At 63.5% G+C, this 24,132-nt stretch carries 27 protein-coding genes, 4 pseudogenes and 1 riboswitch; of the genes and pseudogenes, 17 read left to right on the forward strand and 14 right to left on the reverse strand.

The annotated features are described in order from the left end of the window. Nucleotides 1-31: 31 nt before the first annotated feature. Nucleotides 32-460 carry a hypothetical protein gene (locus PWP93_RS20295; RefSeq protein ID WP_421045696.1) on the forward strand — a complete coding sequence of 143 codons (429 nt, stop codon included), beginning with the start codon at nucleotides 32-34 and terminating at the stop codon, nucleotides 458-460. Between the two features lie 60 nt (nucleotides 461-520). Further along, nucleotides 521-766 carry a hypothetical protein gene (locus PWP93_RS20300; RefSeq protein WP_421045697.1) on the forward strand — a complete coding sequence of 82 codons (246 nt, stop codon included), beginning with the start codon at nucleotides 521-523 and terminating at the stop codon, nucleotides 764-766. Nucleotides 767-773: 7 nt separating this feature from the next. On the opposite strand, the pseudogene PWP93_RS20305 reads toward PWP93_RS20300, so the two are convergent. The 3 genes and pseudogenes from PWP93_RS20305 to PWP93_RS20315 all read right to left on the reverse strand — a co-directional run. Next, nucleotides 774-902 (reverse strand): annotated as a pseudogene (locus tag PWP93_RS20305) (DDE-type integrase/transposase/recombinase); the annotation flags it as partial. A 100-nt stretch (nucleotides 903-1,002) separates the two neighbouring features. Further along, nucleotides 1,003-1,473: a YbhB/YbcL family Raf kinase inhibitor-like protein gene (locus PWP93_RS20310; protein ID WP_421045698.1), complete on the reverse strand. Its 471-nt coding sequence runs from the start codon at nucleotides 1,471-1,473 to the stop codon at nucleotides 1,003-1,005. Nucleotides 1,474-1,506: 33 nt separating this feature from the next. Next, nucleotides 1,507-1,662, reverse strand: coding sequence for a hypothetical protein (locus tag PWP93_RS20315; protein ID WP_421045699.1), 156 nt, complete (start codon nucleotides 1,660-1,662; stop codon nucleotides 1,507-1,509). A 383-nt stretch (nucleotides 1,663-2,045) separates the two neighbouring features. Here PWP93_RS20315 and PWP93_RS20320 point away from each other — a divergent pair, with 383 nt between their 5' ends. Then, nucleotides 2,046-2,783, forward strand: a complete 738-nt coding sequence (locus PWP93_RS20320) for a BON domain-containing protein (protein WP_421045700.1) — start codon at nucleotides 2,046-2,048, stop codon at nucleotides 2,781-2,783. A gap of 300 nt (nucleotides 2,784-3,083) precedes the next feature. Here PWP93_RS20320 and PWP93_RS20325 read toward each other — a convergent pair whose 3' ends face one another. After that, nucleotides 3,084-3,299 (reverse strand): hypothetical protein, encoded by a 216-nt coding sequence (locus PWP93_RS20325; RefSeq protein ID WP_421045701.1) that lies wholly within the window; start codon nucleotides 3,297-3,299, stop codon nucleotides 3,084-3,086. 19 nt (nucleotides 3,300-3,318) lie between these two features. Here PWP93_RS20325 and PWP93_RS20330 point away from each other — a divergent pair, with 19 nt between their 5' ends. Continuing rightward, nucleotides 3,319-3,798: a LysR substrate-binding domain-containing protein gene (locus PWP93_RS20330; RefSeq protein WP_421046134.1), complete on the forward strand. Its 480-nt coding sequence runs from the start codon at nucleotides 3,319-3,321 to the stop codon at nucleotides 3,796-3,798. A gap of 64 nt (nucleotides 3,799-3,862) precedes the next feature. Here the strand turns inward: PWP93_RS20330 and PWP93_RS20335 are convergent. The 3 pseudogenes from PWP93_RS20335 to PWP93_RS20345 all read right to left on the reverse strand — a co-directional run. Continuing rightward, nucleotides 3,863-4,066, reverse strand: a pseudogene (locus tag PWP93_RS20335) (allantoin permease); the annotation flags it as partial. A 6-nt stretch (nucleotides 4,067-4,072) separates the two neighbouring features. Further along, nucleotides 4,073-4,591 (reverse strand): annotated as a pseudogene (locus PWP93_RS20340) (biotin-dependent carboxyltransferase family protein); the annotation flags it as partial. Beyond that, nucleotides 4,581-5,204: pseudogene (locus PWP93_RS20345) on the reverse strand (5-oxoprolinase subunit B family protein); the annotation flags it as partial. The pseudogenes PWP93_RS20340 and PWP93_RS20345, both read right to left, overlap by 11 nt. Nucleotides 5,205-5,209: 5 nt before the next feature. Between PWP93_RS20345 and PWP93_RS20350 the strand changes: the two are divergent. Next, nucleotides 5,210-5,551, forward strand: a complete 342-nt coding sequence (locus PWP93_RS20350; RefSeq protein WP_421046135.1) for an FCD domain-containing protein — start codon at nucleotides 5,210-5,212, stop codon at nucleotides 5,549-5,551. Nucleotides 5,552-5,556: 5 nt separating this feature from the next. Here the strand turns inward: PWP93_RS20350 and PWP93_RS20355 are convergent, their stop codons facing one another. After that, nucleotides 5,557-5,832, reverse strand: a complete 276-nt coding sequence (locus tag PWP93_RS20355; RefSeq protein ID WP_421045702.1) for a hypothetical protein — start codon at nucleotides 5,830-5,832, stop codon at nucleotides 5,557-5,559. Between the two features lie 190 nt (nucleotides 5,833-6,022). Between PWP93_RS20355 and PWP93_RS20360 the strand changes: the two genes are divergently transcribed. From PWP93_RS20360 to PWP93_RS20370, 3 genes are read left to right on the forward strand one after another with little or no spacing between them, the layout of a single operon-like run. Then, on the forward strand, nucleotides 6,023-6,772 hold the full coding sequence (locus tag PWP93_RS20360; RefSeq protein WP_421045703.1) for a histidine kinase dimerization/phospho-acceptor domain-containing protein: 750 nt from the start codon (nucleotides 6,023-6,025) through the stop codon (nucleotides 6,770-6,772). After that, nucleotides 6,769-7,368: an ATP-binding protein gene (locus PWP93_RS20365; RefSeq protein ID WP_421045704.1), complete on the forward strand. Its 600-nt coding sequence runs from the start codon at nucleotides 6,769-6,771 to the stop codon at nucleotides 7,366-7,368. The genes PWP93_RS20360 and PWP93_RS20365 overlap by 4 nt, the downstream gene beginning before the upstream one ends. Nucleotides 7,369-7,383: 15 nt before the next feature. Next, nucleotides 7,384-7,614, forward strand: coding sequence for a response regulator (locus PWP93_RS20370; RefSeq protein WP_421045705.1), 231 nt, complete (start codon nucleotides 7,384-7,386; stop codon nucleotides 7,612-7,614). A 190-nt stretch (nucleotides 7,615-7,804) separates the two neighbouring features. On the opposite strand, the gene PWP93_RS20375 is transcribed toward PWP93_RS20370, so the two are convergent. Next, a complete protein-coding gene (locus PWP93_RS20375) occupies nucleotides 7,805-8,377 on the reverse strand; it encodes a cytochrome b (protein ID WP_421045706.1) in 573 nt (190 codons plus the stop codon). Between the two features lie 265 nt (nucleotides 8,378-8,642). Here PWP93_RS20375 and PWP93_RS20380 point away from each other — a divergent pair, with 265 nt between their 5' ends. Continuing rightward, entirely contained in the window at nucleotides 8,643-9,374 is a 732-nt protein-coding gene (locus tag PWP93_RS20380) for a hypothetical protein (RefSeq protein ID WP_421045707.1), read from the forward strand. On the opposite strand, the gene PWP93_RS20385 is transcribed toward PWP93_RS20380, so the two are convergent. Beyond that, nucleotides 9,371-9,787 (reverse strand): hypothetical protein, encoded by a 417-nt coding sequence (locus PWP93_RS20385; protein WP_421045708.1) that lies wholly within the window; start codon nucleotides 9,785-9,787, stop codon nucleotides 9,371-9,373. The genes PWP93_RS20380 and PWP93_RS20385 overlap by 4 nt on opposite strands. A gap of 354 nt (nucleotides 9,788-10,141) precedes the next feature. On the opposite strand from PWP93_RS20385, the gene PWP93_RS20390 reads away from it, so the two are divergent. Next, the gene (locus tag PWP93_RS20390; protein WP_421045709.1) at nucleotides 10,142-10,264 is read left to right on the forward strand and encodes a hypothetical protein; all 123 of its coding nucleotides are present in this window, start codon (nucleotides 10,142-10,144) and stop codon (nucleotides 10,262-10,264) included. Between the two features lie 67 nt (nucleotides 10,265-10,331). Here PWP93_RS20390 and PWP93_RS20395 read toward each other — a convergent pair whose 3' ends face one another. Further along, nucleotides 10,332-11,801 carry a cobyric acid synthase gene (locus tag PWP93_RS20395; protein ID WP_421045710.1) on the reverse strand — a complete coding sequence of 490 codons (1,470 nt, stop codon included), beginning with the start codon at nucleotides 11,799-11,801 and terminating at the stop codon, nucleotides 10,332-10,334. Between the two features lie 175 nt (nucleotides 11,802-11,976). Here PWP93_RS20395 and cbiB point away from each other — a divergent pair, with 175 nt between their 5' ends. Genes cbiB through PWP93_RS20410 form a run of 3 tightly spaced genes read left to right on the forward strand, consistent with a single transcriptional unit; the run spans nucleotide 11,977 to nucleotide 14,297 of the window. Next, complete coding sequence (cbiB, locus tag PWP93_RS20400) at nucleotides 11,977-12,972, forward strand: adenosylcobinamide-phosphate synthase CbiB (protein ID WP_421046136.1); 996 nt, start codon at nucleotides 11,977-11,979, stop codon at nucleotides 12,970-12,972. Nucleotides 12,973-12,978: 6 nt separating this feature from the next. Then, complete coding sequence (gene cobD / locus PWP93_RS20405; protein WP_421045711.1) at nucleotides 12,979-14,046, forward strand: threonine-phosphate decarboxylase CobD; 1,068 nt, start codon at nucleotides 12,979-12,981, stop codon at nucleotides 14,044-14,046. Continuing rightward, nucleotides 14,046-14,297: a DUF1289 domain-containing protein gene (locus PWP93_RS20410; protein ID WP_421046137.1), complete on the forward strand. Its 252-nt coding sequence runs from the start codon at nucleotides 14,046-14,048 to the stop codon at nucleotides 14,295-14,297. Before cobD ends, PWP93_RS20410 begins: the two co-directional genes overlap by 1 nt. 108 nt (nucleotides 14,298-14,405) lie before the next feature. Here PWP93_RS20410 and PWP93_RS20415 read toward each other — a convergent pair whose 3' ends face one another. Genes PWP93_RS20415 through PWP93_RS20425 form a run of 3 tightly spaced genes read right to left on the reverse strand, consistent with a single transcriptional unit; the run spans nucleotide 14,406 to nucleotide 16,943 of the window. After that, nucleotides 14,406-15,713 (reverse strand): cobyrinate a,c-diamide synthase, encoded by a 1,308-nt coding sequence (locus PWP93_RS20415; RefSeq protein ID WP_421045712.1) that lies wholly within the window; start codon nucleotides 15,711-15,713, stop codon nucleotides 14,406-14,408. A gap of 2 nt (nucleotides 15,714-15,715) precedes the next feature. Continuing rightward, a complete protein-coding gene (gene cobO / locus PWP93_RS20420; RefSeq protein ID WP_421045713.1) occupies nucleotides 15,716-16,318 on the reverse strand; it encodes a cob(I)yrinic acid a,c-diamide adenosyltransferase in 603 nt (200 codons plus the stop codon). Continuing rightward, on the reverse strand, nucleotides 16,305-16,943 hold the full coding sequence (locus PWP93_RS20425; protein ID WP_421045714.1) for a cobalamin biosynthesis protein: 639 nt from the start codon (nucleotides 16,941-16,943) through the stop codon (nucleotides 16,305-16,307). Before PWP93_RS20425 ends, cobO begins: the two co-directional genes overlap by 14 nt. A 65-nt stretch (nucleotides 16,944-17,008) precedes the next feature. Next, nucleotides 17,009-17,291, forward strand: a riboswitch (cobalamin riboswitch). 122 nt (nucleotides 17,292-17,413) lie between these two features. On the opposite strand from PWP93_RS20425, the gene cobW reads away from it, so the two are divergent. The 4 genes from cobW to PWP93_RS20445 are packed head-to-tail and all read left to right on the forward strand — an operon-like array spanning nucleotide 17,414 to nucleotide 24,129. Then, nucleotides 17,414-18,523, forward strand: a complete 1,110-nt coding sequence (cobW, locus tag PWP93_RS20430; protein WP_421045715.1) for a cobalamin biosynthesis protein CobW — start codon at nucleotides 17,414-17,416, stop codon at nucleotides 18,521-18,523. Nucleotides 18,524-18,545: 22 nt separating this feature from the next. Then, a complete protein-coding gene (cobN, locus tag PWP93_RS20435) occupies nucleotides 18,546-22,349 on the forward strand; it encodes a cobaltochelatase subunit CobN (protein ID WP_421045716.1) in 3,804 nt (1,267 codons plus the stop codon). Between the two features lie 26 nt (nucleotides 22,350-22,375). Continuing rightward, nucleotides 22,376-23,443, forward strand: coding sequence for an ATP-binding protein (locus tag PWP93_RS20440; protein ID WP_421046138.1), 1,068 nt, complete (start codon nucleotides 22,376-22,378; stop codon nucleotides 23,441-23,443). A 44-nt stretch (nucleotides 23,444-23,487) separates the two neighbouring features. After that, nucleotides 23,488-24,129: a vWA domain-containing protein gene (locus tag PWP93_RS20445; RefSeq protein ID WP_421046139.1), complete on the forward strand. Its 642-nt coding sequence runs from the start codon at nucleotides 23,488-23,490 to the stop codon at nucleotides 24,127-24,129. The last annotated feature ends 3 nt before the right edge of the window (nucleotides 24,130-24,132 follow it).

Below are 24,132 nucleotides of genomic sequence, written 5' to 3' on the forward strand. Positions count from 1 at the left end.
GAATCATTGACAGATTTGGCGGAGCCGCAACATGAAAAGCCGTGATTTTCTGACCTATCAGCAGATCTTCGACCAGGCAGTGGAGCACCTCTTCTGCCAGGGCCGCGCGGCGCTGCTTCCACACGGTGGCGGCGCATATCGCGGCTACTGTGGAGGATGTCCTGTCGGCTGCCTTATCAAGCCCTCCGATTACACAACCGCGATCGAAGGCGTTCCGGTCCGCTATATCGGCACACAGTCATTGCACACAATCCCGGCGTACATGGATGTTGGCGTCGCCGCGCTGCGCAGGGCGCTGCTTCGCTCGCGGATCAACGTCTACGACCCGGTCACGATCGAGCTTCTCAGTTGTCTGCAAAACGTACACGACGTATTCGGCAGATGGGAGTGGCGTGAGCGACTTCTGACGATCGCGCGCCAGTTCGGGCTGTCCGATGAACTCGTCAGGGCGGCCGCATGAGCAACGCAATGCCGAGCGGGCGGGACATTCGAGAGGTGGAATGAAACGAGGAAACAAGAGATGAGTGCGCGGAAACGAAGCCTGCACGGGCTGGTGGAGAAGTGGCTGGCGCCGACCCCGGCCGTGCCCGCCCATGTGACGCAGTTCGGCCGCACTGCGGCGGGCCACAGACGGTTCGTCTGCGTAGAGGTCTCGCATCCGACGTGTCCTCGAGCGCTCTTCTTCTTCCGGCACGACGACGGCTTCTGGCAGGTCTTCCCGCCGCGCGGCGACCGGCCGGCGATGGGCTATCGGCAAGCGGCGTAACGCTCGCGCGATCGCACCGGAAACTCTTGAAACCCGTCATCGGCTTGACAATGCGTTTGACGGCACGATGGTCCTGTTCGATGACGTTGTTCAGATACTTGTTCTGCCGGACCTTGATCGGCGTCGCCCGGTTTGCTGCTTGAACCGCTCATCATAATTCGCCATGAAAACACCCCAAAGGTTGGATCGGTGTCCAACTTTTGGGGTGCAGTTCATTCGCGTACAGCGTCTGCGTGTTACTTCTGGAATGTGCCGAGCAGTTCGGTGTGCGCCACTACATGACCTTTCATCGCCGTCTCCAATGCCGCCTTGGTCGGCTTGTGAAGATCGGGCAGCACGGTGTCGAGCGCGTAGAGCTTGTGAAAATACCGATGACGGCCAACCGGCGGGCATGGGCTGCCATATGTGGTGCGATGGAAGTCGTTGGTCCCTTCGAGTGTGCCGGCAGGGAGCGCGCCCGCCGCGACACCCTCCTGAAAACCGGGCGCCGTCGCCGGGATGTTGTAAAGCAGCCAGTGGACCCATGTCATCCTTGGTGCGGCCGGGTCGGGCGCGTCGGGGTCGTCCACGATCAGCACGAGGCTTTTCGCATTGGCGGGTACCCCGGACCACGCGAGCGGCGGCGAAACGTCCGCGCCCTTGCAGGTATAGCGCCGAGGAATCTCGCCCCCGTCCTGGAAAGCCTGCGAGCTGAGGGTGAAGGCCATCGTGTACTCCTCGGCGTCTTTTCGCGCTGCCGGCTAGTGCTTGCGATGCATCCAGCCCATATGGTGCGTGTCGAGCCACTGGCTCAGGCTCTCACCCGGGTGATCTCGCCTGTAGCGACGGGACAAGGCCGCTGCAACGACAACGAGCACCACAAGGCCAACCCAAAAGCTGATCATTGACTGAGTCATGGCAGCCTCCTTCTCGAATGGGAATGCGATCATCCTTGAATTCTAGTCGTTGCCGGACGGACTGGCTCAACTGGAGCAGGCTGGTTACAAACCTCCGGCGTAGCGAAACCGCGCTGCTCGCCGGCTGCGATGCTGATTTCGTCGGGCGCCGTAAGGACCGGTGCGGCGACCGATTGTGAGTTGGACTGAGCGCGAGGCAAGTGGCCGCCTACGCACCGTGCTCCGTCACAATCGTCCGCGACCGGCCAGATGCCGCAAAGCAGCATCGATGATTGGACGGACGCCACATCTATAATGAACTGGGTAGCGCCCACCTCGCCCGACTGGTTTTGGGCTGCGGCGCGGTGGGGCGCTGCTTCGTCCCCCTTTGCGCGAGGCAGATCATGCAACGCACCGAAGCGATCCTCAGGCAGGTGATGGCAGCGTTCGAACGCGAATCGCACCTGAAGCTCCACAATTCCCCCATTCATATCCGCTTCGAGAGCGGTGCCTTGACTGTTGCCGGCGAGGTGCCGGACGTTGCGTCGAAGAAACGGCTGATTCAGTTGACCCGGGCTTACAGCGCCGGCGAACCGCTCATCGACCAGTTGCGCGTTAGCGCTGAGCCGCCGATCGGGGATGGCGAGTTGCGCACGCGGATCTGCGAACGCATTTTGCAGACGATCGAATACCGCAACTGCGTGATCTGTATGCGCGTGAAAGGCCAGCTCGAAATGCTGCGTGGCACCATGGACCAGGCCGGCGAGGAGGGCAGCGGCGTTGTGGAGGTGACGGTTGAAGATGGCGTCGTGACCTTGACGGGCCAGGTGATCAGCCTGTCGCATCGACGACTCGCGAGTGCGATCGCGTGGTGGGTCGGCGGGTGCCGGGACGTGGTGAACTTGCTGGAGTTGGTGCCCGCTGAAGCGGATGGCGACGAAGAGATTTGCGAGGCACTCACGCTTGTGCTCGAAACCGATCCGCGCGTGCACGCTGGGCAAATCACCATCAATGTGGAGGACAAGCGGATTACGCTCGCGGGATGCGTGGCAACTGAAGCTGAGAGGCGGCAGGCAGAGATGGATGCGTGGTGCCTGGACACAATTTCTGGCGTGGTCAACCGGCTCGAGGTGCGAGCCTGACCGTGTTGGGGGGCGTATCTTCAGCCATGTGAACGCCCCTCTTTCAAAAAGCAGTACGAAGCGATGGCAGCTCGTCGAGCGCGTCTGCGTTCTCGTACAGCTTGAGAAGCATGGCGCGCAGTGTTTGCCTACGCACGGGTACGCGGCGCGCTACGGAGTGCGTCCAGCCGGGCCAGCAGCGCACGGACCTGCGGTTCGAAGGTAGCCGGCAGTTCTGGCCCCACTACCGCATTGAGCCGTGCGCGCCAGGAGTGCCACTCCGATGCGGGGGCGTCCGGCGCATGCATTGTCAAGCGGCTGCTAGCGTCGTCCGCTGCGCCCCCAAACATACCGGACCCACCGTTGCCACCTGCTCTGCGGGGGAACGAATGCGTGGTGCGCGGCGAGGGCCTCGCGGTCCCGCTCAACGCTCTTCTGCACCTGATCGTGGATCTGCCTTAACGTCATGCCGCCGGGGCCTTTCAGCTTGTCGGGATCGGCATCAGGATCGAGATCGGGTTCGGGATGGTCAGTCATGGCAAGTCGCCTGTTCCTCATGAGGCGACTTGATCTTGATACGGATGCTCAGTCGCTGCAAGCCGGCGCGGGAATTTTTCGGGCGTTGCGAAACAGCACAACGTGGACCCGTCGTCCATTTCGCGTGTGGCCCCAATCCCCAGCCGACTGGCTGCTGCGCGACCGCGCCAACCGCGTCCCGCACGTGAGTGCGCGACCGCGCATCTGCGTGACCAATGGGCTTGCACAGCGCGAGCTCGTGCTCGCGGGCGCGGGCCCCGCCATCCTGCCGGCGTGGCTGGCCGCAGACGATCTGGCCGCGGGCCGGCTCTTCGACGTACTGCCCGATTACGACGCGACGCCTGGCGATTTCGACGGCGTAGCATGGCTGCTCTATTCCAATCGAACGTGGCTGCCTGCCAAGACGCGCGCGCTGGTCGACTTTCTCAAGCGCCGCGCGAGACCCGAGTGGAGTATGGCGCGCCCTAAAATCAGACGTAATTCTTCCGCCCGGGGTTAGCCGGGCGCCGCGATTCTTGACAGGCCATCGCGGCATGCTGATTCGACATGAGTCCCCGCTACTCGGTCGCGAGATAGTAGTTAGCAGTGTTGATTCGTGATTGTGTGACCCAGACGAACAGCAATCCCCAGATGCCCATCAACTTGAGCAATGCGAGCACGACCGAAACTTCGGAAAGCGTACCAAGGCCAGGAATCGTGCTGACGAGGTAAATGCCCGCCGCGCCGCTTACAAGGAAGGTGACGAGATAGAACGGCATGCCAAAATTATCCGGGGTGCGATTCAACCCGCGGGGCTGCCGTGACGCCGATCGGGCAGCCGTGATGCGATCTCCCTTTTGCAGCCGACGACCCTCGAGACTACCAATTGCGCCGAGCGTGTAGGTCGACCGGCTGCCCAGCACCGCCGGTACGTCGATCCCACCGGCGATCGCGAGATACGCACGCGCGCCACGCTTGACATAGTCGAACGTCGGCTTGCTCCCGGCGCGAATACGCAGCACCGAATTGCCTGCGTATCCGACGCCGTCGATCTTCGGCGTCATTTCCGCACCCGTTAGTGCAACGAGTGCGTCCGAATGGAACAACAGTTCGGGGCCCAGCAGCGTGAATTCGAGCACGGCCGCGTCTTCCGCATTACCCACGAGCAGGTTCGCCGCACGCGACGAATATTGATCGAGCGATCCGGAAGGCGGTATGCCGACGTGGTAGTACCCCTGCCGTCCCGTGTCCTGCACCGAAGTGGCCAGTCCCGGCTTCAGGACCTCGATAACATTGAGCGTATCAGTTGGTATACAGCACCTCGACGATAGAGCGGTTGTATTCGTCAGGATTGCGGAGGAATTCTTCGAGCGAGAACTTCACCGGCCGAACGCGTAGCGAGAACGTGCCTGCCTCGACGGCGGCCACGGCCTCGTCGTAGGCCGCACGGTCGATCGGTTTGAACTTCACGATGTCGCCGGGCTGGAAAAACACCATGAAGTCGCGCAAATAATCGAGCCGCTGCGCGGGGTCGAAAATCGGCGCGGGCGTCACGCCGAACATCTGGTAACCGCCTGCGCCAGGCACCGAATAGATACAGCCGAAGCACCCGCCGTGGCCGACCGTCAACTTCGGCGTGTCGGTGCGCGGCCGCAGGTATTTGGGCACCTGAAGCTGACGCTCTCGCTCGACCATCTGGTACATGAACGGTAGTCCCGCAACAAAGCCGACCATCGAAACGAACCACGGCGAGCCGGCATGCGCCGCAATGAATGCGTCGACGTCACGCTTGCCGTTGATGCGCGCCGCGTATTCCAGGTCCGTCGAAGATGGATCCTGGTGTCGCTCGCGAAAGCGCATGAGCGTCTCGTGCGTCCAGGGATCGCCGTAGAGCACAGGCACTTCGACAATGCGAGGGCGCTTCTTCCAGAATCTTTTGGCGCCGCCGCTGCAAGACCTACGGTCACATGAACCTGCAGTTTCATGACACGATGGCCGCTGCGGTCGGCAACGAAAAATTGCTTGAAACGTACCGGCGCCTTGTCCGGGAACTCAGCCTGTTCCGGCAAACAGCCCTGACGCTTGAGACAGAAGCGATCGATCAGTCTGTCGACGAGCACGAAGCCATCATCGAGGCCATTGCCGCCGGTGACTCGGTTCTGACTGAAAGCCTGATCGGGAGCCATCTGGACCATGGCCGAGAACGCATACGGCGATGCCGTCAGGTCCAACGGGCCAACCCCGAGCGGGATTCGATGCCAGAGGCGGGTTGAGGGGCTTAATTCGGCTCTGCCGCAGTTTTGATGTCGCGCTCGTCGTACATCTGCCCTTTGCGAATCATGTGCATCAACTTCAGCGGGTCCTGCGCCGCGAACTGCGCGCGGTCGGCGACGAGCACCTCGAGAAATCCCGCCGATCCGGTCCGATAGAGCGACTTCGCCATTGACAGCGCCTCGCCATACGCATCGGCCGAATGCGGCAGGCTCTGCACGCCCTCGGTTTCGCGCGCGAGCGCCACACTGGAGTTTTCCACGTCCTGCATTGTCGAGCGCATTCACTGGCCCTTTCTTCATGCGGGGCTGAGCGGCGAAGCACGGCTGAACGCCGTTGCCCAAGGCGATACGAGCAGCGAGTCGTCGGAACAATTCCTCCCGATTGACGGCTTGATACACCAGCAGCACCATAAAGGCCGCGATCCGGTCACGCTGCTCACGCGGACGCACCGGCGTGTTTTTGGGGGGATCATGCACAACCGGCCTTTATCCGCCAAACGCTCCGGTTCGCAAGCCGAGATCGACGAAGCCGAGCGAAGTTTCAGGTCGCTCGCGGACGCCATTCCTCACGTCGTATGGACCGCCGACCCGGACGGCTCGGTCGATTTCATCAGCCAGCGGCTCGAAACGTATTCAGGTTTGGCGGCTTCGCAACTGGAGGGACGGAGCTGGACCGAGATCCTGCACCCGGACGATATGCAATCCGCGGTTGAGAACTGGAAGCAGCCGCTGTCGAGGGGCGTCGAATATCAAATGGAGGTGCGCATAAAAAGCTCCGCCGATGGCGCCTGGCGATGGCATCTCGATCGCATATCGCCGGTGAAAGATGCGCAGGGGCGGGTCGTCAAGTGGGTGGGGACCGTCACGGATATCGAAGACCAGAAGCAGGCGCTGGCCGCGGCCGACCGCGCCAACCGCGCAAAATCGGACTTCCTCTCCAGCATGAGCCATGAGCTGCGCAGCCCGCTCAACGCGATACTGGGCTTCGCGCAGCTCATGGCCTCCGAGTCGCCGCCGCTTACGCCGTCCCAGCGGTCGAGCATCGACCAGATTCTGCGCGCAGGATGGCACCTGCTCGAGCTGATCAACGAAGTGCTCGATCTGGCGAAGATCGAATCGGGGCAGGTGTTCATTTCGCCCGAACCCGTATCGTTGAGCGAGGCTTTGCAGGAATGCGCGTCCATGATCGAGCCGCAGGCGCGACAACGGGCATTCGTGTGAGCTTTCCGCATGTGGATGCGGGCTGCCATGTTCATGCCGACCGCACCCGCTTCAAGCAGATCGTGATCAATCTGCTTTCGAACGCCATCAAATACAACCGCCCGCAGGGCACCGTCGAGGTGAGTTGCAGCATGCCTGCCGCAGAGCGCGTTCGCGTGAGTGTCAGCGACACGGGCGCCAGTTTGTCGCCTCAACAGTTGTCTCAGCTTTTCCAGCCATTCAATCGTCTGGGACAGGAGGCGGGCACCGAGGAAGGCACGGGCATAGGCCTTGTGGTGGCTCGGCGGCTAACGGAGCTGATGGGGGGCGCCATCGGCGTTGAAAGTACCGTCGGGCGCGGGTGTGCCTTCTGGATCGAACTCAATACGGCTAGCGCACCGGAAATCGCCACGCTTGCCGCCGCCCGATCCGTCACGGCAGGCGCGCCGGCGGCCGGCAACGGTGCAGCCGAGGCGCCAGCGCATACCGTACCGTATATCGAGGACAATCCGGCCAATCTGAAACTCGTCGAGCAACTGGTTGCGCGATGCGCGGACATGCGCATGCTCAGTGCGGTGACGGGGCAGCGCGGCGTGGAATTGGCGTGCACGGCGTAGCCGCAGGTGATCGTGATGGATATCAATCTGCCCGATATCAGCGGCATCGAAGCGCTGAGTATCTTGCGCAGAAACCCCATGACAACGGCAATCCCGGTGGTGGCGCTGAGTTCGAACGCCATGCCGCGCGATATCGAAAAGGGCCTGAAAGCCGGCTTTTTCCGCTATCTGACCAAGCCGATCAAGATCGACCAGTTCATGGATGCGCTCGCGGAAGCTGTCGCGTTTGCGCAAAGCAATCGCTAGCGCCATTCAGGTTAACTCAGGTCCATCGCGTATTGAATCATGATCGATGCCTCCGCGATACCGTCGGATCACGGGCTTCTTCCAACACCTCCTCAATGATTTCACGCCGACGCTACAGTGCTGGTTTGCCGCTCGGCTTGCCCATCTCCACATAGCGATCCAGATAGGCCTTCCCTAAAGCAGTCGAAACTTATCGGCCAGTTCTCGCTCGTCCGACCGGAAGCCAGCGTGGAAGCATCGTGGTCAGGACGTTGTCCTTAAGGACGAGATGGTGGAGAAGCGCCGCGCAAGCGTGAAGTCCCGCGAGCCACATGATCGCGTCGCCGAGCCACTTGTGGATCGACGCGAAGACCGCCCCCGCTTCATGTGATGCGCCGAGCAATGGTTGAATCTGGGCCCCGGCGACGAGCGTCAGTGGATGCCCCTCCAGCCACGCGCCGGTGATGGCGGTTAAGGGAAGCGCCAGGAGAAGCAGATATAGTACCCCTTGAACGATAGTTGCTATTACAACCATCCAGCGGGAAATGGGGGGCGTCTCGGGACGCGTGTCGATCGTCTTCCATAGCAAGCGGATGAGTGTCAGTGCGAAGACGCCCAATCCCAAAGTCTCGTGAAGTTTTCGGTCGAACTCGTGCACCGATGAGTAGACGCGCTGTTCAGGGCCGCCGGGGCCATAGAAGAACGCCACGAGGACAAGGATTGCCGTGCACCAGTGAAGTAATTGGGCCATCGAACCATAGCGAGTGATAGGTTCTCTCGTCATGATGCATCTTCCCCTTGCAGGTCTGCAGAGCGGTAATGGGCAATCTCCATTATCGCAGACTCACGCGGCTATTTACGTACTCGCAACTCGATGCGCCAATTCCCATTGGGGTCTGGTCGGAGCCTGATGGCGCACCGGTGCCGGAACGTTTTCGGCAGCCAGTGCGAATGAAATACTGGTACTGGCGCGAGGTGTTCGGATAAATTACTCCGACGTGCGAGGCTGCGTTGCCTCATATTCTGTTTCCAATTGCCTGAGCATCATCATGGTCAACGTCAAATACCGCTACTACCAACCGCGTCTTGCGCTCCGCCGTACCCGTGTGGAGGTACCCGGCTGGGGCGGCAGCAAGGAGCCACGGCGGGATGGCTCCCGCGAACAGGGTTGGCACTGCCTGCCGTTCGTGGAGGGGGCGCAGTACGGCATCGAACTGTTCTACCCCCACGATAACGAGGTTCGGGTCAGCCGCCAGGATGGCAAAGCTGCTTTCGAGGGTGATATTGGCCCGAACCCGAATACTGGCGAGAACTGGCCACCGTTCCGCGCTTTCGGCGAAGGCTACTACACCTACCAGCTTCTGCTCGACCTGAAAGTGCCCGAGGGTTATGCGGTGCGCACCGAGACGCATCCGCGCTTCTACCTGAGCGAGGCGGACGATGTGCCGCTCGCCGTGCCGGCGCTGCTGCGCACTTCCTGGTGGCCGATGATCAACTTCGTGGTGTTCAAGACGCCGCCACAAGGGGGCGTGCATGTATTCCGTCCCGGCGAGCCTTTCATGCAGCTCTGCGTGGTGCCGGCCGAGCCTGATCTCTCGCTCGAAGCCATGAGCGAGGAAGAAGCGGCAGAGCGGGAAATGCAATCGAGGCGGATTCACGCCAGCCGCGACACGCTGGGACAGGACACGAGGTGGACGTCATCCACCAACACGGTCTTTGACGGGACTTACCGCCGCATCCTTGGCGCCGCCCGCGCGAGGGACCGCGCGGAAGACGATTAATCGCCGTACAGTTGCACGCCGATTCCCGGCTGCATGATGACCGCAGGCGGCGAGGGCGGCGCATAGTAGACGGGCGGAGGGTAATACTCCGGGGCCGGCCCGTAATACCCGCGATGGTGATGGTGGTGGTGATGGTGGTGATGATGATGGTGGTGGTAGCGTCGTTCGTCCCGGTACCACTGCACACGCTCCATTCTGGCTGGCGCATTGCGGGCCTGCTCCATCAGCTCCGCATTATGGGCATGCAGCACCTCGGTGGCGTTGGGAATCGGTTGAAGCAGATCGGAATAGGACGTTACCGACAAAGGCTCCTGCGGCATTGCGTTGGCATCGGCCGCTGCGTGTGCGCCGGTGCTGCCAAGGCTGGCAAGGCCGGCCAATGTACCGACGAGGCCTGCAATTTTGCGCTCCATCTGTCACTCCTTTAGTCACTCTATTAACGGCGGATTCTAATCGTGGGCCTTCCGAGAGTGCTCCCATGTTTTGTCAAATCTGTAACCGCAGGTAACGCTGGAGCGTTGAAGCGAAACGCGGGGCACTGTCAACCTGGCTGGGCATGCGCAACGGCGCGCGTGGTTGGGCTGCGCCATGAAAGCCACTGGCGTCCTTCCTCAATCGCGGATTGTATTGGCAGCATTGCGCTTGCGGCGGCGAACGGTGGGCGGTTATTCATTTCGATGGCGCTACGCATTGGCGGCGTATCGCTGCCGACGTTTCGTGTTGGCCGGATACGACCGGGACTGAAAAAAGCTGTGACGAGGTGCGCGATGAAGGTCATCGCTCGCGTCGCGGAAGCGAAACTGAGTGCCTATGTGGAATCCTGCCGGGACGATAAAGAGGACGCCTATGGCGTCCGGGTCAACTGCGCGGCACCGCCATCATGCGCGTAACGGGGGCAGGTGCTTGCTTGGAAAGGGCAATTCAAGCATCGCGCGCAATGTGGCCATGGTGCTCCGTTCAGACGAGGCATCCCCACAGGGCATCGAGATCGACGCTTGCAGCGACCGCATCGGCGAGCCGGTCAATGGATGTGAGCCTGCGCGCGTCATGATCGATGCGCTCCACATGGCCAAGCCCCGCCCAGCGAAGCAGCGCCGTGCAGGCGTCAGGCGAATCGAACAAGCCGTGCAGGTAGGTTGCCAGAATCTGGCCGTCTTCTGAGAGCGCGCCGTCGTCGCGCGTTGCGTCGCCGTTGGAAAGGCGTAGTCCGGGGCGGGACAGGGCGGGGCCTTCGGTGACACCCATATGAATCTCATAGCCGCGTACTGGTGCTGATCCGTCCACGAGGAGTGTGCCGGCAGTGTTGATGAGCTGCTTGTGCGGTTCGAGCGTCGTGACGTAATCGAGCAGCCCAAGACCCGCCGTGCGTGTCAACGGGCTTTCGATGCCGAGCGGATCGTGCAATTCGCGCCCGAGCATCTGCAGTCCGCCGCAGACCCCGATCAGCTTGCCACCGTAGCGCAGGTGACGACGCAGATGCGTGTCCCAACCGTATTCGCGCAGCCAGGCGAGATCGCGCTGGACGCTCTTGCTGCCCGGCAAAATCACGAGATCCGCCGCCGGGAGCGGCTCGCCCGCACGAACAAAGCGGAAATCGACTTGCGGATGCGCACGCAGTGGATCGAAGTCAGTGTGATTGCTGATGCGCGGCAGTGCCGGCACGACGACGCGCAGCACCTCGCCGGACACCCCATCTTTATGGCTCTGTTTCGGCAGCATGTCTTCGGCGTCGAGCCACAAACCCGGGACGAACGGCACCACACCGAACACGGGCTTGTTCATTTGTGCTTCGATCCAGTCGATACCGGGTTTCAGCAGTGCTACATCGCCCCGAAACTTGTTGATGACGATGCCTTTCACAAGCGCGCGTTCGTTTTCGGGCAGGCAGGCCAGCGTGCCGAGAATCTGCGCGAACACGCCGCCGCGATCGATGTCCGCGACCAGCACGACGGGACAGCCGACGGCGGTGGCGAACCCCATGTTGGCGATATCGCCCTGACGCAGGTTGACTTCGGCCGGGCTGCCGGCCCCTTCGACCAGCACGAGATCGCTTTTCGCGCTCAGGCGATCGTACGATTCGAGCACTGCCTGCATGGCGATGGGCTTGTAGTGGTGATAGGCTCGCGCATCGAGATTGCCGCGCGAATGACCTTGCACGATGACTTGCGAACCGGTATCGCTGTTCGGCTTGAGCAGGACCGGGTTCATGTCGACTTCGGGGGCGATGCCGGCGGCAAGCGCCTGCCAGGCCTGCGCGCGGCCGATTTCTCCGCCGTCGATGGTCACTGCGCTGTTGAGCGACATGTTCTGCGGCTTGAACGGCGCGACCCGTTTGCCTTCACGCGTGGCAATCCTGCAGAGCGCCCCGACGAGGGTGCTCTTTCCGGAGTCGGAACTCGTTCCCTGGATCATCAACGTTTTGGCCATGCCGCTTACCTGAACAGTGTGGAATCGCCGCGCCGGGATTGCTGAGTCTATTACGGCGCAGGGGCGGGGCCGTATTATGTCACCCGCAGTGGAATATCTGAGAAATCGGGAAAACAGGAATGCAAGTGAACATATCGAAGCGAAGTCGCTGGAAGGTGTGCAGGAGCGCCAGATGATCGTCGGGCTCAGCGCATCGGTCGTCTTTATGCTGTGCTTCGCTGGGGTCGTTCTCGATGCAATATTCGGCGAGCCTTCCCGGTTTCATCCACTAGTTGGTTTTGGCCGGTGGGTTGCGTGCATCGCCCATGCCTGCAATCCGCACAGCGCGGCCGCGCACAAGTCCGACGCGCATGCACATGCAACGCCCGTGCCCGTGCGCCCGCTGCTCGCCCGTACGACGGGAGTGGGGGCCTGGACGCTCGCGGTGATTCCGCCGGTCGCGCTCCTCGTCGTGCTGACGCATCGGTTGCCCTTGATGCTTTCATGGACGTTGCACGTCGCTGCACTGTGGTTCGCGCTCGGCGCGCGTAGCCTGATCGATCACATTGCGCCGGTCGGGCAGGCACTGCGTGCTGGCGATCTCGCGAATGCTCGCGCATTGACCTCCCGGGTCGTGACGCGCGATCTATCCGCTGCGGACGAGCAGGCTGTTGCACGAGCTGCAATTGAATCCGCGCTGGAGAACGGCAACGATGCGATCTTTGGTGCGCTGTTCTGGTTCGCGGTAGCCGGTGGTCCCGGGGCGCTCGCATTTCGCCTCATCAACACGCTCGATGCGATGTGGGGATACCGCACGCCGCGTTTCAGGTACTTCGGTTGGGCTGCCGCACGCCTCGACGACGTTGCGAATTATCTGCCGGCCCGTCTAACGGCGTTGACGTATGCGCTGTGCGGCAATCCCAGGTCGGCCATCGCATGCTGGCGGACTCAGGCATCAGCGTGGGACAGCCCCAACGCCGGGCCAGTGATGGCCAGCGGAGCGGGCAGTCTCAACGTCGCGTGCGGCGGGGCGGCCTGGTACCATGGCGTGCTTGAAGCGCGGCCAGCACTCGGATGCGGCCATGCACCGGGCGCCGCCGATGTCGGCCGTGCGCTGTCGCTCGTCAAACGCTCCATCGCGGTGTGGCTTGCGGTCATGGCCGTGCTGACGGGTGCCGCCGCAATTTTCTGAAGACCAATGCTCAATCTCGATCACGCAACACCAGTGCCGCACGGCGGCAATCTCGGCGAGGCTGCTCGCCGATATGGCATCGCCCGGGAAAACTGGCTCGACCTTTCGACGGGCATCAATCCCTGCGGCTATCCCGTGCCGCCCGTCGATCCGCAGGCATGGCTCAGGTTGCCCGACGACGATGACGATCTGGAGGTCATCGCTGCCGCGCATTATGGTGCGCTGGAGGCGCTCGCCGTGGCAGGCACCCAGTCAGCGATCCGGATGCTGCCGGCGGTGCTTCCCAAAGGGCGGATCGGCATCGGGCTGCTCACGTATGGGGAATACGCGCCTGCCTGCGAGCGCGCGGGGTTTCCCGTCGATCGCTTCGTCACGCGGGAAGTTGCCGATCTCGGCGACGTAGCGTCATTCGTACTGGAACCGGGGAAGCCGCTGCCAGCGGATCTGAAGCATCTGGTTATCGTCAATCCCAACAACCCGGGAGCCGAGCGGTTTACGCCGGACGTCATCATGGCCTGGCATGAGGATCTCGCGATGCGTGACGGTACGCTGGTGATCGACGAGGCTTTTGTCGAGTCGATGCCGCAACTGAGCGTGGCGAAGTTCGCTGGTCGTGGCGGGCTGATCGTGCTGCGCTCGATTGGCAAGTTTTTCGGGCTGGCTGGTGCGCGGGTGGGTTTCGTGCTGGCGGATAAGGACGTCATTCGGGCTATGCGCAGCCTGCGTGGTCCGTGGAGCCTAGCTGGGCCTGCGCGTATCGTGACGCGCGCCGCGTTGCTGGATACGGACTGGCAGACGCAAACGCGGGCCAGTCTCGCGGCTGCGGGAGAGCGGCTGGCGGACTTGCTCGGGGAATTTTTCCCCGTGGTGCAGCACACACCGCTCTTCGCGTGGGTGCGCCATGAGCGTGCGCCACAGTGGCAGGATGGATTGGCCCGTCATGCCGTCTGGACACGGCGGTTCGACGTCGTCCGGGGGCTGCGCTTCGGCCTGCCCGCGGACGAATCAGGATGGGCGCGGCTCGATGCTGCGCTGCGCGCGGTAAGCCGCGAAGTGAATGCGGGTGGGGTGTGATGGATAACGTCGAACAAACACCGCGCGTGAGTCTCGCGCAGAAGATCGAACAGGCGAAAACGCAGCGTCCGGTCGGCTCCCCGTGCATCGACGTTTGCCGGTTGAACCAGCAGGGCGGTTATTGCGAAGGCTGTCTGCGCAACAGGGCCGAAATCCGGGCATGGAAAACGATGGGCGATCCGGACCGGCTCGCGCTGCTCGATGAGCTTGCAACGAGAATCCGTGACAGCTGGCGAATCACTTCCGGATAGAAGATCGAGCCCCAGCCGAGGCGCAGTCCTGCCGCGAGGGTGGCTAGCCCACGTATTCCGGATCGCGCAGGCCACCGGCCACGGTGCACCGCCATCCGTTCGGTTTCCTTAAAAGGATTTGCCGCAAAAAAGCGCTGCGGCGAGGGCGGGGTTGGACGGCCAGTATCCATGCATGTAGCTTGCGACGATCGTGCCCGAGCGGAACACCGGCTCGCCGGGCGCGCCGGTCTGCGCGCGGGTGGCGTGGCGGTCGGGTTGCAGGGGAGTCGTCATGCTGGAATAGTGGAACGTGTGGCCCGTTAGCACGCCAAATTTCGTTTCGAGCGCCATCATACCGAGCGAGACCAGCCGTTTCTGCATTGCCGCGCGTCCCTGCAACAGCCCGAGCATCGGAGTGGAGCGATTTTCGGTATCGGTCAGCTCTTCGAGCAGATACAGCATGCCGCCGCATTCGGCAACCACGGGCTTGCCGGCAGCTGCATGGTCACGGATGCTGGTGGCGGTTATTGCATTGCCGGCCAGCGTGGCAGCATGAAGCTCGGGGTAGCCGCCGGGCAGATACAGCGCATCGGCATGACTGGGGACGGGTTCGTTTGCCAGCGGCGAGAAAAACGCGACGCGCGCGCCCAGGCTTTCCAGCAGGCTCACGTTCGCTGGATAGATGAACGAGAAGGCTGCGTCGCGAGCGATGGCGATCTGCGTGCCTTCGAGCAGCCTCGGCTGCGCGTGGTGCCTATCGTGCGGCGCTGCATCGAACGAAACAGCCGCGGGCAATTCGGCCAGCGCCGTATCGGCGAGTGCCTGGGCCGTGAAGGCAATACGCGATTCGAGCTGGTCGATTTCGCCAGCCTGATGAAGCCCCAGATGCCGTTCCGGCAGCGCCATCTGCGCGGATGGGGCGAGATGCCCGAGCCAGCGCAGCCCGTCGGGCATGCCCGCCTGGATCATCTGCGCGTGACGCACCGAACTGACATGATTGGCCAGCACGCCATGTATTGCCACATCCGTGCGGTAATGCGCAAGACCGAATGCGATGGCGCCGAACGTCTGTGCCATCGACTTCGCCGAAATCACGGCGACGACGGGCACGCCGAATTTAGCTGCGAGATCGGCGCTGCTGGGTGTGCCGTCGAAGAGTCCCATCACGCCTTCGATCAGGATGAGATCCGCCTGCGCAGCGGCCTCGGCCAGCAGCCGGCGGCACCCGTCTTCGCCTGCCATCCAGAGGTCGAGCGACTGGACCGGGGCGCCGCTTGCACGCTCCAGTATCATCGGGTCGAGGAAGTCCGGTCCCGTCTTGAAGACGCGCACGCGCCGGCCGAGCTGGCGGTGCAGCAGCGCAAGGCCTGCCGTGATCGTGGTCTTTCCCTGGCCCGATGCGGGCGCGCTGACGAACAGCGCTGGACAGGACGGCATGGTTAGAACTCCACACCTTTCTGCGCCTTTACGCCCTGTTCCTTATAAGGATGCTTCACGAGGCGCATTTCCGTGACGAGATCGGCTGCCTCGATGAGCGCATCGGGCGCGTGGCGGCCGGTGACTACGACATGCTGCGCCGGGCCACGCGCGCTCAGCACAGCGAGCACTTCATCGAGCGGCAGGTATTCGTACTTGAGGACAGTGTTGAGTTCGTCGAGGATCACCATCCGGTAGTTGCCGCTCTGGATCATTGCGACGGCCTGATCCCAGCCTTTGCGGGCCGTGGCGATGTCGGCCTCGCGGTTCTGCGTGTTCCATGTATAGCCATCACCCATCGTGACGAAATCGCACATCGGATGTGCGCCGAGAAAATCACGCTCGGACGTATGCAACGCGCCCTTGATGAACTGCACGACACCGAGACGCTCGTTGTGGCCCAGCATTCGCACGGCCATGCCGAAAGCCGCCGTACTCTTGCCTTTGCCATTGCCGGTATGCACGATCAGCAGGCCTTTTTCATGCGTGGCGGCAGCCTGCTTCTTTTCGTGTCCTTCGCGACGGCGTTGGGTCATGCGCAGATGGGATTCGCTATCGGTCTTCATGATGTCCTTGTTTGTTGTCTGTGTGATCCGGCTGCATCGGGCTGACCGTGCCAATGGCAACCGTGACGCCATCGAGCGCGAGCTTGCCGCGCAGCAGCCGGGCACCGGGGGCAGCGAGCAGCGCACAAGGCTCGCATACACCCGCGACGCCGAGCTTCTCGCGTGCAACCGGCGAACGCGTGAGCGACGGATTTTCGCCGAGACAGACACGGATTTCCTCCGCCGGGACGCCGACCAGCGGCATCCGATGCTGCTCGCAGAACGCCAGCAGGGCCGGCTCGTGCGCTTTGTCTTGCAGTGTAGCCACGCACATGACTTCGGCCATGTCGCCTGATTCCAGCATCCCGAGCGCCATCCGGACGGCGGCCTCGATCTGGCCGGGAGTGACATCGCGCCGGAAGCCCAGGCCGATGGTCAACAGACCCGGTCGCCGCCCCGCAGGGGGCAGGGCATCGGTGCGGGCCAGCGGCGCCACTTTGCCGATCACCAGAATCGCCGGCGAGCCGAGGCTGGCGGAAGGAGCATGCATATTTCGAAGGCGCGTCGAAAGGGGATGAAACGAAAGGGGATGAAACCTTGCCTGTCCGTGAACAACAGGCAAATAGCCGAAGATCTCTTTTTTCACGATACCACACGCCCGCGGCAAGGCCCGAGGCTCGCCTGTTTCTTGACTGGCGCGCACGCGGCACCTACACTCCCGGCTAATCTGGTGCTCGCGCACGCGTTCCGACGTGCGCAGTTAAACGGGAAACAGCGGTTCGATGCAGCGATGCGCTGCGGCGACCCCACCTGTGCTGCCCCCGCAACGGTAAGCGAACGTGTCGCTCGAGAGCGATACACGGCCGACTTCTACACATACGTGCCACGTATGTGCGAAACCACTGCGCACAACGCCTGTGCATCCACAGGTCGCGCGGGAAGGTGAAGCGGCTTTTCGCCAGCCCGGAGACCGGCCGGAGAAGACGACACGCGCTGCGGGTAGGCGGCGCGCTGCCGACCGTCGCATTCATCACGCGTTTTCGTCACGCCTCAAGCCTCATGCCAGCAACGGCACGGGAGTGATGTTGCACGCGACCACCGCCATCGAGACCTTTCATGTCCACCTCCATGCGCAAGATTCCTGTGACCGTCATCACGGGCTTTCTCGGCAGCGGCAAGACCACGCTGCTGCGCCACATCCTGTCCAACGCGAACGGCCTGCGCGTTGCCGTGATCGTCAACGAATTCGGCGAGCTCGGGATCGACGGCGAAATCCTCAAGGGCTGCGGGATCGGCTGCGATGAATCCGGCGAGCAAACCGAAGGCCAACTGTACGAGCTGGCGAACGGCTGCCTGTGCTGCACCGTGCAAGAAGAGTTTTTCCCGGTCATGGAAGCACTCGTCGAGCGACGCGACCAGATCGACCATGTGCTGATCGAGACGTCGGGGCTCGCATTGCCCAAACCGCTCGTGCAGGCTTTCAACTGGCCGTCGATCCGCGGCAGCTTCACGGTCGATGCGGTGGTCACGGTCGTGGACGGCCCGGCCGCCGCGAGCGGGCAGTTCGCCGAAGATCCCGAGGCCGTGGACGAACAGCGCAAGGCCGATCCGAATCTCGATCATGAATCGCCGCTGCACGAGCTGTTCGAGGACCAGTTGAGCGCGGCGGATCTCGTCGTGCTCAACAAGACCGATCTCCTCGATGGCGCGCAACAGGCGGCCGTGGCCGCGTTGATCCGCGAAGACATTCCCGCGCATGTGAAGATCGTCCCTGCCCACAATGGCCGGCTCGATCTTCCGGTGCTGCTCGGCCTGAACTCGGCGTCCGAGGAGACGATCGATCAGCGTCACGATCATCACGGTTCGGCGCACGATGCCGATCACCATCACGACGATTTCGACTCGGTCGTCGTGTCGGGCGCGCCTGCATCGCGCGATGCCGCAATCGCCGCGTTGCGGCAGTTGGTCGAGCACCACACGATCTATCGCGCGAAGGGTTTCGCGGCGCTGCCGGGCGCACCGATGCGTCTCGTGATCCAGGGTGTGGGCGCGCGCTTCGACAGCTATTTCGATCGCCGCTGGCGCGATGACGAAGCGCGTACGAGCCGCTTCGTCCTGATCGGCGAGGATCTGGATCAAGCGGTGCTTCAGCGCGCGTTCGACGCCGCGCTCGATGCCGCGCTTGATGCCGCTCCCGGCGCGCAGTCTGTCACCGCGCCGGCCTGAGCGCATTCACGGCAGGCATCGCATGCACCTGTTGCGAACGGTCCCGGGCGGCTTCGTCGACGACACGGCGGGCGTTATCCGCATCGATCAACGTCCGGCCGACATCGTCGTGCTCAGCTCGGCCGATACGACGCTGTCGCTGCTGGCGAGCGTCGTCGAGCGGCTCGGGCCGGAGTTTCCGAGCCTGAGGCTAGCGAACGTCACCTGGCTGCGCCAGCCTGCTTCGGTCGATTTTTACGTCGACGACGTGCTGCAGCATGCACGCGTCGTGGTCGTCGATCACCTCGGCGGAGAGGCTTACTGGCCCTACGGCATCGAGCGGGTCGTCGATCTCGCGGAAAAACGCGGACAGATGCTCGTGATGTTCTCGGGCGACCTCCAGGAAGATCCGAACCTGATCGCGCAGAGCACGGCCAGTCCCGAGTTCTGCACACGCCTGTGGCGATACCTGCGCGAGGGCGGACCGGCCAACGCCGAAGCCTTCATGCGCGCGATTGCCTGGCATGCGCTCGACTGGGGCGACGAACCGGCCTTGCCGATGCCGGTGCCCAATGCCCTGCTCTACCATCCAGAACGCGATACGCCAACGGCCGCCGACTGGCAGGCCCGCTGGCAGGCCACGGCGCCTGTCGTGGCGATCCTCTTTTATCGCGCGCATCTGCAGGCCGCGAACACGGCCGTGTTCGACGCGCTCATCGATGCGCTGGAAGCACGCGGGCTGAATCCGCTGCCGATTGCGATCACGTCGCTCAAGGACGCCGTGAGCCGCGATGTCGTTGCGCGGCTGTGCGACGAGCATGACGTCGGGCTGGTGCTCAACACGACGGCCTTCGCGGCATCGACGCCAGACGATCCGGAGCAGTTGCCCGTATTCGGTGTGGACGCGCCGGTTTTGCAGGTCATCCTGAGCGGCGGGAATCGCGACCATTGGGTCAAGGACAATCAAGGCCTCAATTCGCGCGATATCGCTATGCATGTGGCGCTGCCCGAAGTGGACGGCCGCATCATTACGCGGGCAATCAGTTTCAAGGGGCTCGCGTATCGTTGCCCCCATACCGAAGTCGACGTGGTGCGCTACCAGCCGGACATGGAGCGTGTCGCGTTCGTTGCGGAGCTGAGCCGGCGCTGGTGCCGGTTGCGCAGCCTGCGCAACGACGAAAAGCGACTGGCCCTCGTGCTGGCCAATTACCCGGCCAGCGAGGGGCGCATCGGCAATGGTGTTGGGCTCGACACCCCTGCCTCGGTCGTCGGGATCTTGAGATCGCTGCGTGAGCAGGGTTATCGCGTCGATGCCTTGCCCGAAGACGGCGAGGCGCTGATGACCCGCCTCACGCAGGGCGTGACCAACGATCCGGAGGTGCGCGATCTGCGTCCGGCATTGCAGAGCCTGCCGCTCGACGATTACCTGAGGTCGTTCGCGGCACTGCCCGTCGAAATACGCGACGCATTGAACGCGCGCTGGGGTCCGCCGGAAAACGACCCGACGGTTCGCCAGGGGCGCTTCATGATCGCCGGCTGGCGCTGCGCTCGCGTGTTCATCGGCATCCAGCCGTCGCGTTCGCGGGTGGCGGGCGACTACGCGAGCTACCACGACGCCGATCTCGTTCCGCCGCATGCCTACCTGGCGTTCTACTTCTGGTTGCGCGAGGTTTTCGGTGTCGATGCGCTCGTGCACGTCGGCAAGCACGGCAGCCTCGAATGGCTGCCTGGCAAGAGCGTCGCACTCAGCGACAGTTGCTGGCCCGACCTGACACTCGGGCCGATGCCGCACCTCTATCCGTTCATCGTCAACGATCCGGGCGAGGGGAGCCAGGCGAAACGGCGGGCGCAGGCCGTCATCATCGATCACCTGATGCCGCCACTGACGCGCGCCGAGTCCTATGGCCCGCTGCAGGACCTGGAGCGGCAGGTCGATGAATATTACGAGGCGCTGATGGTCGATGCGCGTCGTGCGAAGCTGCTTCGAGGCACGATCCTCGATACGATCGTCAAGCACCGTCTGCACGAAGAGCTGAGTCTTTCGAAGCCGCGCGGACAGGACGAGGAAGACGAGTTGCTCACGCGCGTCGATGCCTGGTTATGCGAATTGAAGGAAGCGCAGATTCGCGATGGCCTGCACGTGTTCGGCCGTTCGCCTGCCGGGCGCGAGCGACTCGACACGCTGCTCGCGCTGATGCGTTTGCCGATCGGTGATGGAAAAGGCCGCAATGCCGGGCTGATCGATGCACTTGCGAAAGACCTGGGCATCGCTCAGCGATTCGATCCGCTGACGGCCGAAGGGTCCTCGCCGTGGACCGGGCCGCGCCCCGCGCTGCTGGCGCAGGTCAGCGATGCGCCGTGGCGGCATAACGGCGATACGCACGAGCGCCTGGAATTGCTGGCGGCGAAGCTGCTTGACGATATGGGCGGCGATGCGTCTGATCCCGCGCTGAATCAACACGCGTTCACGCATGCGTCGGCGGTGCTGGAGCGCGCATTTGCGGATGTCCTGCCGCGCCTCGATGCCTGCGGCCATGAGGAGCTTCGTCACCTCACACGCGGCCTCGAAGGCCGCTTCGTTCCGCCGGGGCCGAGCGGGTCGCCCTCGCGCGGCCGGCCAGACGTGCTGCCCACCGGACGCAATTTCTATTCGGTCGATACACGCGCGATTCCGACTCAGGCGGCATGGGCACTCGGCGTGAAATCGGCCGGACACCTGATCGAACGCCATTTGCAGGAGCACGGCGATTATCCGCGCGCGATCGGCTTGTCGGTGTGGGGCACGGCGACGATGCGAACCGGCGGCGACGACATCGCGCAGGCGTTCGCGCTGCTCGGCGTGCGTCCGAAGTGGGCGCCGGGCAGCCACCGCGTGACGGACTTCGAGATCATGCCGTCGAGCGCGCTCGGCCGACCGCGTATCGACGTGATGCTGCGCGTGTCGGGATTCTTCCGCGATGCATTCGCAAACGTGATGCACATGTTCGACGCCGCAGTGCAGGCGGTGGCCGAACTCGACGACGAACCGGAGGATGTCAATCCGATCCGTGCGCGCGTGTTGCGCGAGCGGGATGCCTGGGTCGCTCGCGGGCTGGACGAGCAGGAAGCGCGCCGCCGGGCGGGTTGGCGGGTGTTCAGCTCGAAGCCGGGGGCTTACGGCGCCGGGCTGCAACAGATGATCGACGAGGGTCACTGGCAGACCGACGCGGATCTGGCGCGCGCGTACCGCGAGTGGGGCAGCTATGCGTATGCGCAGACCAGCGCGGGAGAGCACGCGCCGGCGGCGTTCGCGACGCGGCTCGCAAGCGTCGATGTCGTGCTGCAGAATCAGGACAACCGCGAGCACGACGTTCTCGATTCGAACGATTATTACCAGTTCCAGGGGGGCATGGCCGCGGCCGTGCGGCATTTCTCCGGACAGCAGCCCCAGATCTACCACGCCGATCACAGCAACCCGGATGCACCCCGTGTGCGGCCCTTGAGCGAAGAGATCGCTCGCGTGATCCGATCGCGCGTAGTCAATCCGAAATGGCTCGACGGCATCAAACGGCACGGCTACAAGGGTGCTGCCGAAATTGCCGCGACGGTCGATTATCTGTTCGGTTACGACGCGACGGCGCGCGTGATTTCCGATCACCAGTACGCGCTCGTGACCGATGCCTGCGTCAACGATGACGACACGCGGGCATTCATGCAGCGGCACAATCCTCACGCGCTGCGCTCGGTGTGCGAGCGGCTGCTCGAAGCCATCGGGCGCGGCCTGTGGCAGGAGCCGGGCGACTACCGCGCAAAGATCGAAGCACACCTGCTGGCCGCCGAACAGCAGATCGAGGAGAAGCTACAGTGAGTCAGACGCAGTCGATATCCGCGGTGATGCCGCAGCCGTTTCCGCTTACTGCCCTGATTGGGCAGGACGCGTTGCGCGAAGCACTGCTGCTGGTCGCGGTGGATCCGTCGATCGGTGGTGTACTGATCAGCGGGCCGCGAGGCACGGCGAAATCGACCGCGGCACGCTCGCTGGCGGAGTTGCTTCCCGACGGCCACTTCGTGACGCTGCCGTTGGGGGCGAGCGAAGACCGCCTGGTTGGCACGCTCGACCTCGACCTGGTGCTGCGAGGCGGTGCGCTGAAGTTTTTGCCAGGGCTGCTCGCGCGCGCCCATGACGGCGTGCTTTACGTCGATGAGGTGAATCTGCTGGCCGATGGGCTCGTCGATGTCGTGCTCGATGCGGCCGCGAGCGGCATCAACGTGGTCGAGCGCGATGGGGTCTCGCACAGTCATGCGGCGCGGTTCGTGCTGATCGGAACGATGAATCCGGAAGAAGGCGAGTTGCGTCCGCAGTTGCTGGATCGCTTCGGCTTGATGGTGCAGCTCGAAAACTGCTTCGATGCACCGCTCAGGCAGCAGATCGTCCGCACGCGCATGGCGTTCGATCTCGATCCCGAGGCGTTTCGCCAAACCTGGGCAACGGCACAGCAGCAGCTGGCGCAGCAGATTCGCGCGGCGCGCTCGGCGTTGTCGGGGCTGACGTTTGCCGACGAAGTGCACGAGACGGTTAGCGCACGCTGCATCGAAGCCCGCGTTGATGGACTGCGGGCCGATCTGGTGATGCTGCGCGCCGCGCGGGCGCTGGCGGCGCTGGAGGCTGCGCCCGTCGTGACCGGCGCCCATGTCGAGCGCGTTGCAGAACTGGTGCTGTGTCACCGCCGGCGCGAACCGTCGCCTGATGCGCGTTCGGCGGATTCCGGTGGTCGGTCCGATGGTCAGTCCGATGATCGGCGTGGGGATGGCCGCGAAGGCGGGCAGTCTGCCGGAACGGACGCCGCATCTGCGACGGAACCCCGCCGCGATGGCGACGCGGACTGGGGCTATCTGCCACCCGAACCGGCGGGCATCACGCGCGTCAAGGGCGTCATCCCGCTTTCAACAAAAAAACGCTGATCCATCGGAAGGGCGCCGCCGCTGATTCCAGCGGGTTCCGATGGATACCAGGCCAACCCGGCACGCACAAGGCCGCGCCCCGCGCAACGCAAGGTGAGCCAGGCGCGCGCGGACAGCGCATTGCATGGCCAGCGACGCTCGCCCGCAAGGGGCGCTCGCCGCTGCGTGCGGATCATCTGCGCTTCGTGCGCCACGAGTCGGCGGATGGCACGCTGCATTGCTTCCTGCTCGACTGCTCGGCGTCGATGCTCGGTGGCGGGCGTCTCGCACGCGCCAAAGGTCTGCTCGTGGCGTGCTTCGATCATGCTGCGGCCGAGCGCGAAGAGGTCTCGCTGATTTCATTCGGTGGAGGGCGCGCCGATGTGCGGTTCGGGCCAGCCGTCCCGCGCTGGTGGAACGAGCGCTGGATACAGCCGCTGGGCGGCGGCGGCGGCACACCGTTTGCGCTCGGCGTTGCGACGGCCGCGGGTCTGCTGGCGCGTGCGAAGCGGCGCAAGCCATCCCAGCAACGGGTGTTGTGGGTAGTAAGCGACGGACGCAGCCGGGAACAGCCCGCCAGACCGCTGGCTGCGGATCGGGTGGTAGTGATCGACTGCGCCCGGGAAGCGGCGGGGCGAGGTGAGCAACTCGCCCGCGCATGGGGTGCGGACTACCTGCTGCCGGAGGAACTGGTGGTCATTTCATGAGTG

Source organism: Paraburkholderia sp. A1RI-2L, from assembly GCF_048957375.1.
Lineage (GTDB): Bacteria > Pseudomonadota > Gammaproteobacteria > Burkholderiales > Burkholderiaceae > Paraburkholderia.

Excerpts from the sequence above, each read along its gene's own strand:
- cobN (WP_421045716.1), top strand. The coding sequence starts at position 18,546 with ATGCACCTGTTGCGAACGGTCCCGGGCGGCTTCGTCGACGACACGGCG.
- cobD (WP_421045711.1), top strand. The coding sequence starts at position 12,979 with ATGCTCAATCTCGATCACGCAACACCAGTGCCGCACGGCGGCAATCTC.
- PWP93_RS20380 (WP_421045707.1), top strand. The coding sequence starts at position 8,643 with ATGGTCAACGTCAAATACCGCTACTACCAACCGCGTCTTGCGCTCCGC.
- PWP93_RS20375 (WP_421045706.1), bottom strand. The coding sequence starts at position 8,377 with ATGACGAGAGAACCTATCACTCGCTATGGTTCGATGGCCCAATTACTT.
- PWP93_RS20320 (WP_421045700.1), top strand. The coding sequence starts at position 2,046 with ATGCAACGCACCGAAGCGATCCTCAGGCAGGTGATGGCAGCGTTCGAA.
- PWP93_RS20310 (WP_421045698.1), bottom strand. The coding sequence starts at position 1,473 with ATGGCCTTCACCCTCAGCTCGCAGGCTTTCCAGGACGGGGGCGAGATT.
- PWP93_RS20325 (WP_421045701.1), bottom strand. The coding sequence starts at position 3,299 with ATGACTGACCATCCCGAACCCGATCTCGATCCTGATGCCGATCCCGAC.
- PWP93_RS20410 (WP_421046137.1), top strand. The coding sequence starts at position 14,046 with ATGGATAACGTCGAACAAACACCGCGCGTGAGTCTCGCGCAGAAGATC.
- PWP93_RS20330 (WP_421046134.1), top strand. The coding sequence starts at position 3,319 with ATGAGGCGACTTGATCTTGATACGGATGCTCAGTCGCTGCAAGCCGGC.
- PWP93_RS20360 (WP_421045703.1), top strand. The coding sequence starts at position 6,023 with ATGCACAACCGGCCTTTATCCGCCAAACGCTCCGGTTCGCAAGCCGAG.
- PWP93_RS20300 (WP_421045697.1), top strand. The coding sequence starts at position 521 with ATGAGTGCGCGGAAACGAAGCCTGCACGGGCTGGTGGAGAAGTGGCTG.
- PWP93_RS20295 (WP_421045696.1), top strand. The coding sequence starts at position 32 with ATGAAAAGCCGTGATTTTCTGACCTATCAGCAGATCTTCGACCAGGCA.
- PWP93_RS20370 (WP_421045705.1), top strand. The coding sequence starts at position 7,384 with ATGGATATCAATCTGCCCGATATCAGCGGCATCGAAGCGCTGAGTATC.
- PWP93_RS20440 (WP_421046138.1), top strand. The coding sequence starts at position 22,376 with ATGCCGCAGCCGTTTCCGCTTACTGCCCTGATTGGGCAGGACGCGTTG.
- PWP93_RS20415 (WP_421045712.1), bottom strand. The coding sequence starts at position 15,713 with ATGCCGTCCTGTCCAGCGCTGTTCGTCAGCGCGCCCGCATCGGGCCAG.
- PWP93_RS20385 (WP_421045708.1), bottom strand. The coding sequence starts at position 9,787 with ATGGAGCGCAAAATTGCAGGCCTCGTCGGTACATTGGCCGGCCTTGCC.
- PWP93_RS20355 (WP_421045702.1), bottom strand. The coding sequence starts at position 5,832 with ATGCGCTCGACAATGCAGGACGTGGAAAACTCCAGTGTGGCGCTCGCG.
- cobW (WP_421045715.1), top strand. The coding sequence starts at position 17,414 with ATGTCCACCTCCATGCGCAAGATTCCTGTGACCGTCATCACGGGCTTT.
- PWP93_RS20395 (WP_421045710.1), bottom strand. The coding sequence starts at position 11,801 with ATGGCCAAAACGTTGATGATCCAGGGAACGAGTTCCGACTCCGGAAAG.
- cobO (WP_421045713.1), bottom strand. The coding sequence starts at position 16,318 with ATGAAGACCGATAGCGAATCCCATCTGCGCATGACCCAACGCCGTCGC.
- PWP93_RS20390 (WP_421045709.1), top strand. The coding sequence starts at position 10,142 with ATGAAGGTCATCGCTCGCGTCGCGGAAGCGAAACTGAGTGCCTATGTG.
- PWP93_RS20315 (WP_421045699.1), bottom strand. The coding sequence starts at position 1,662 with ATGACTCAGTCAATGATCAGCTTTTGGGTTGGCCTTGTGGTGCTCGTT.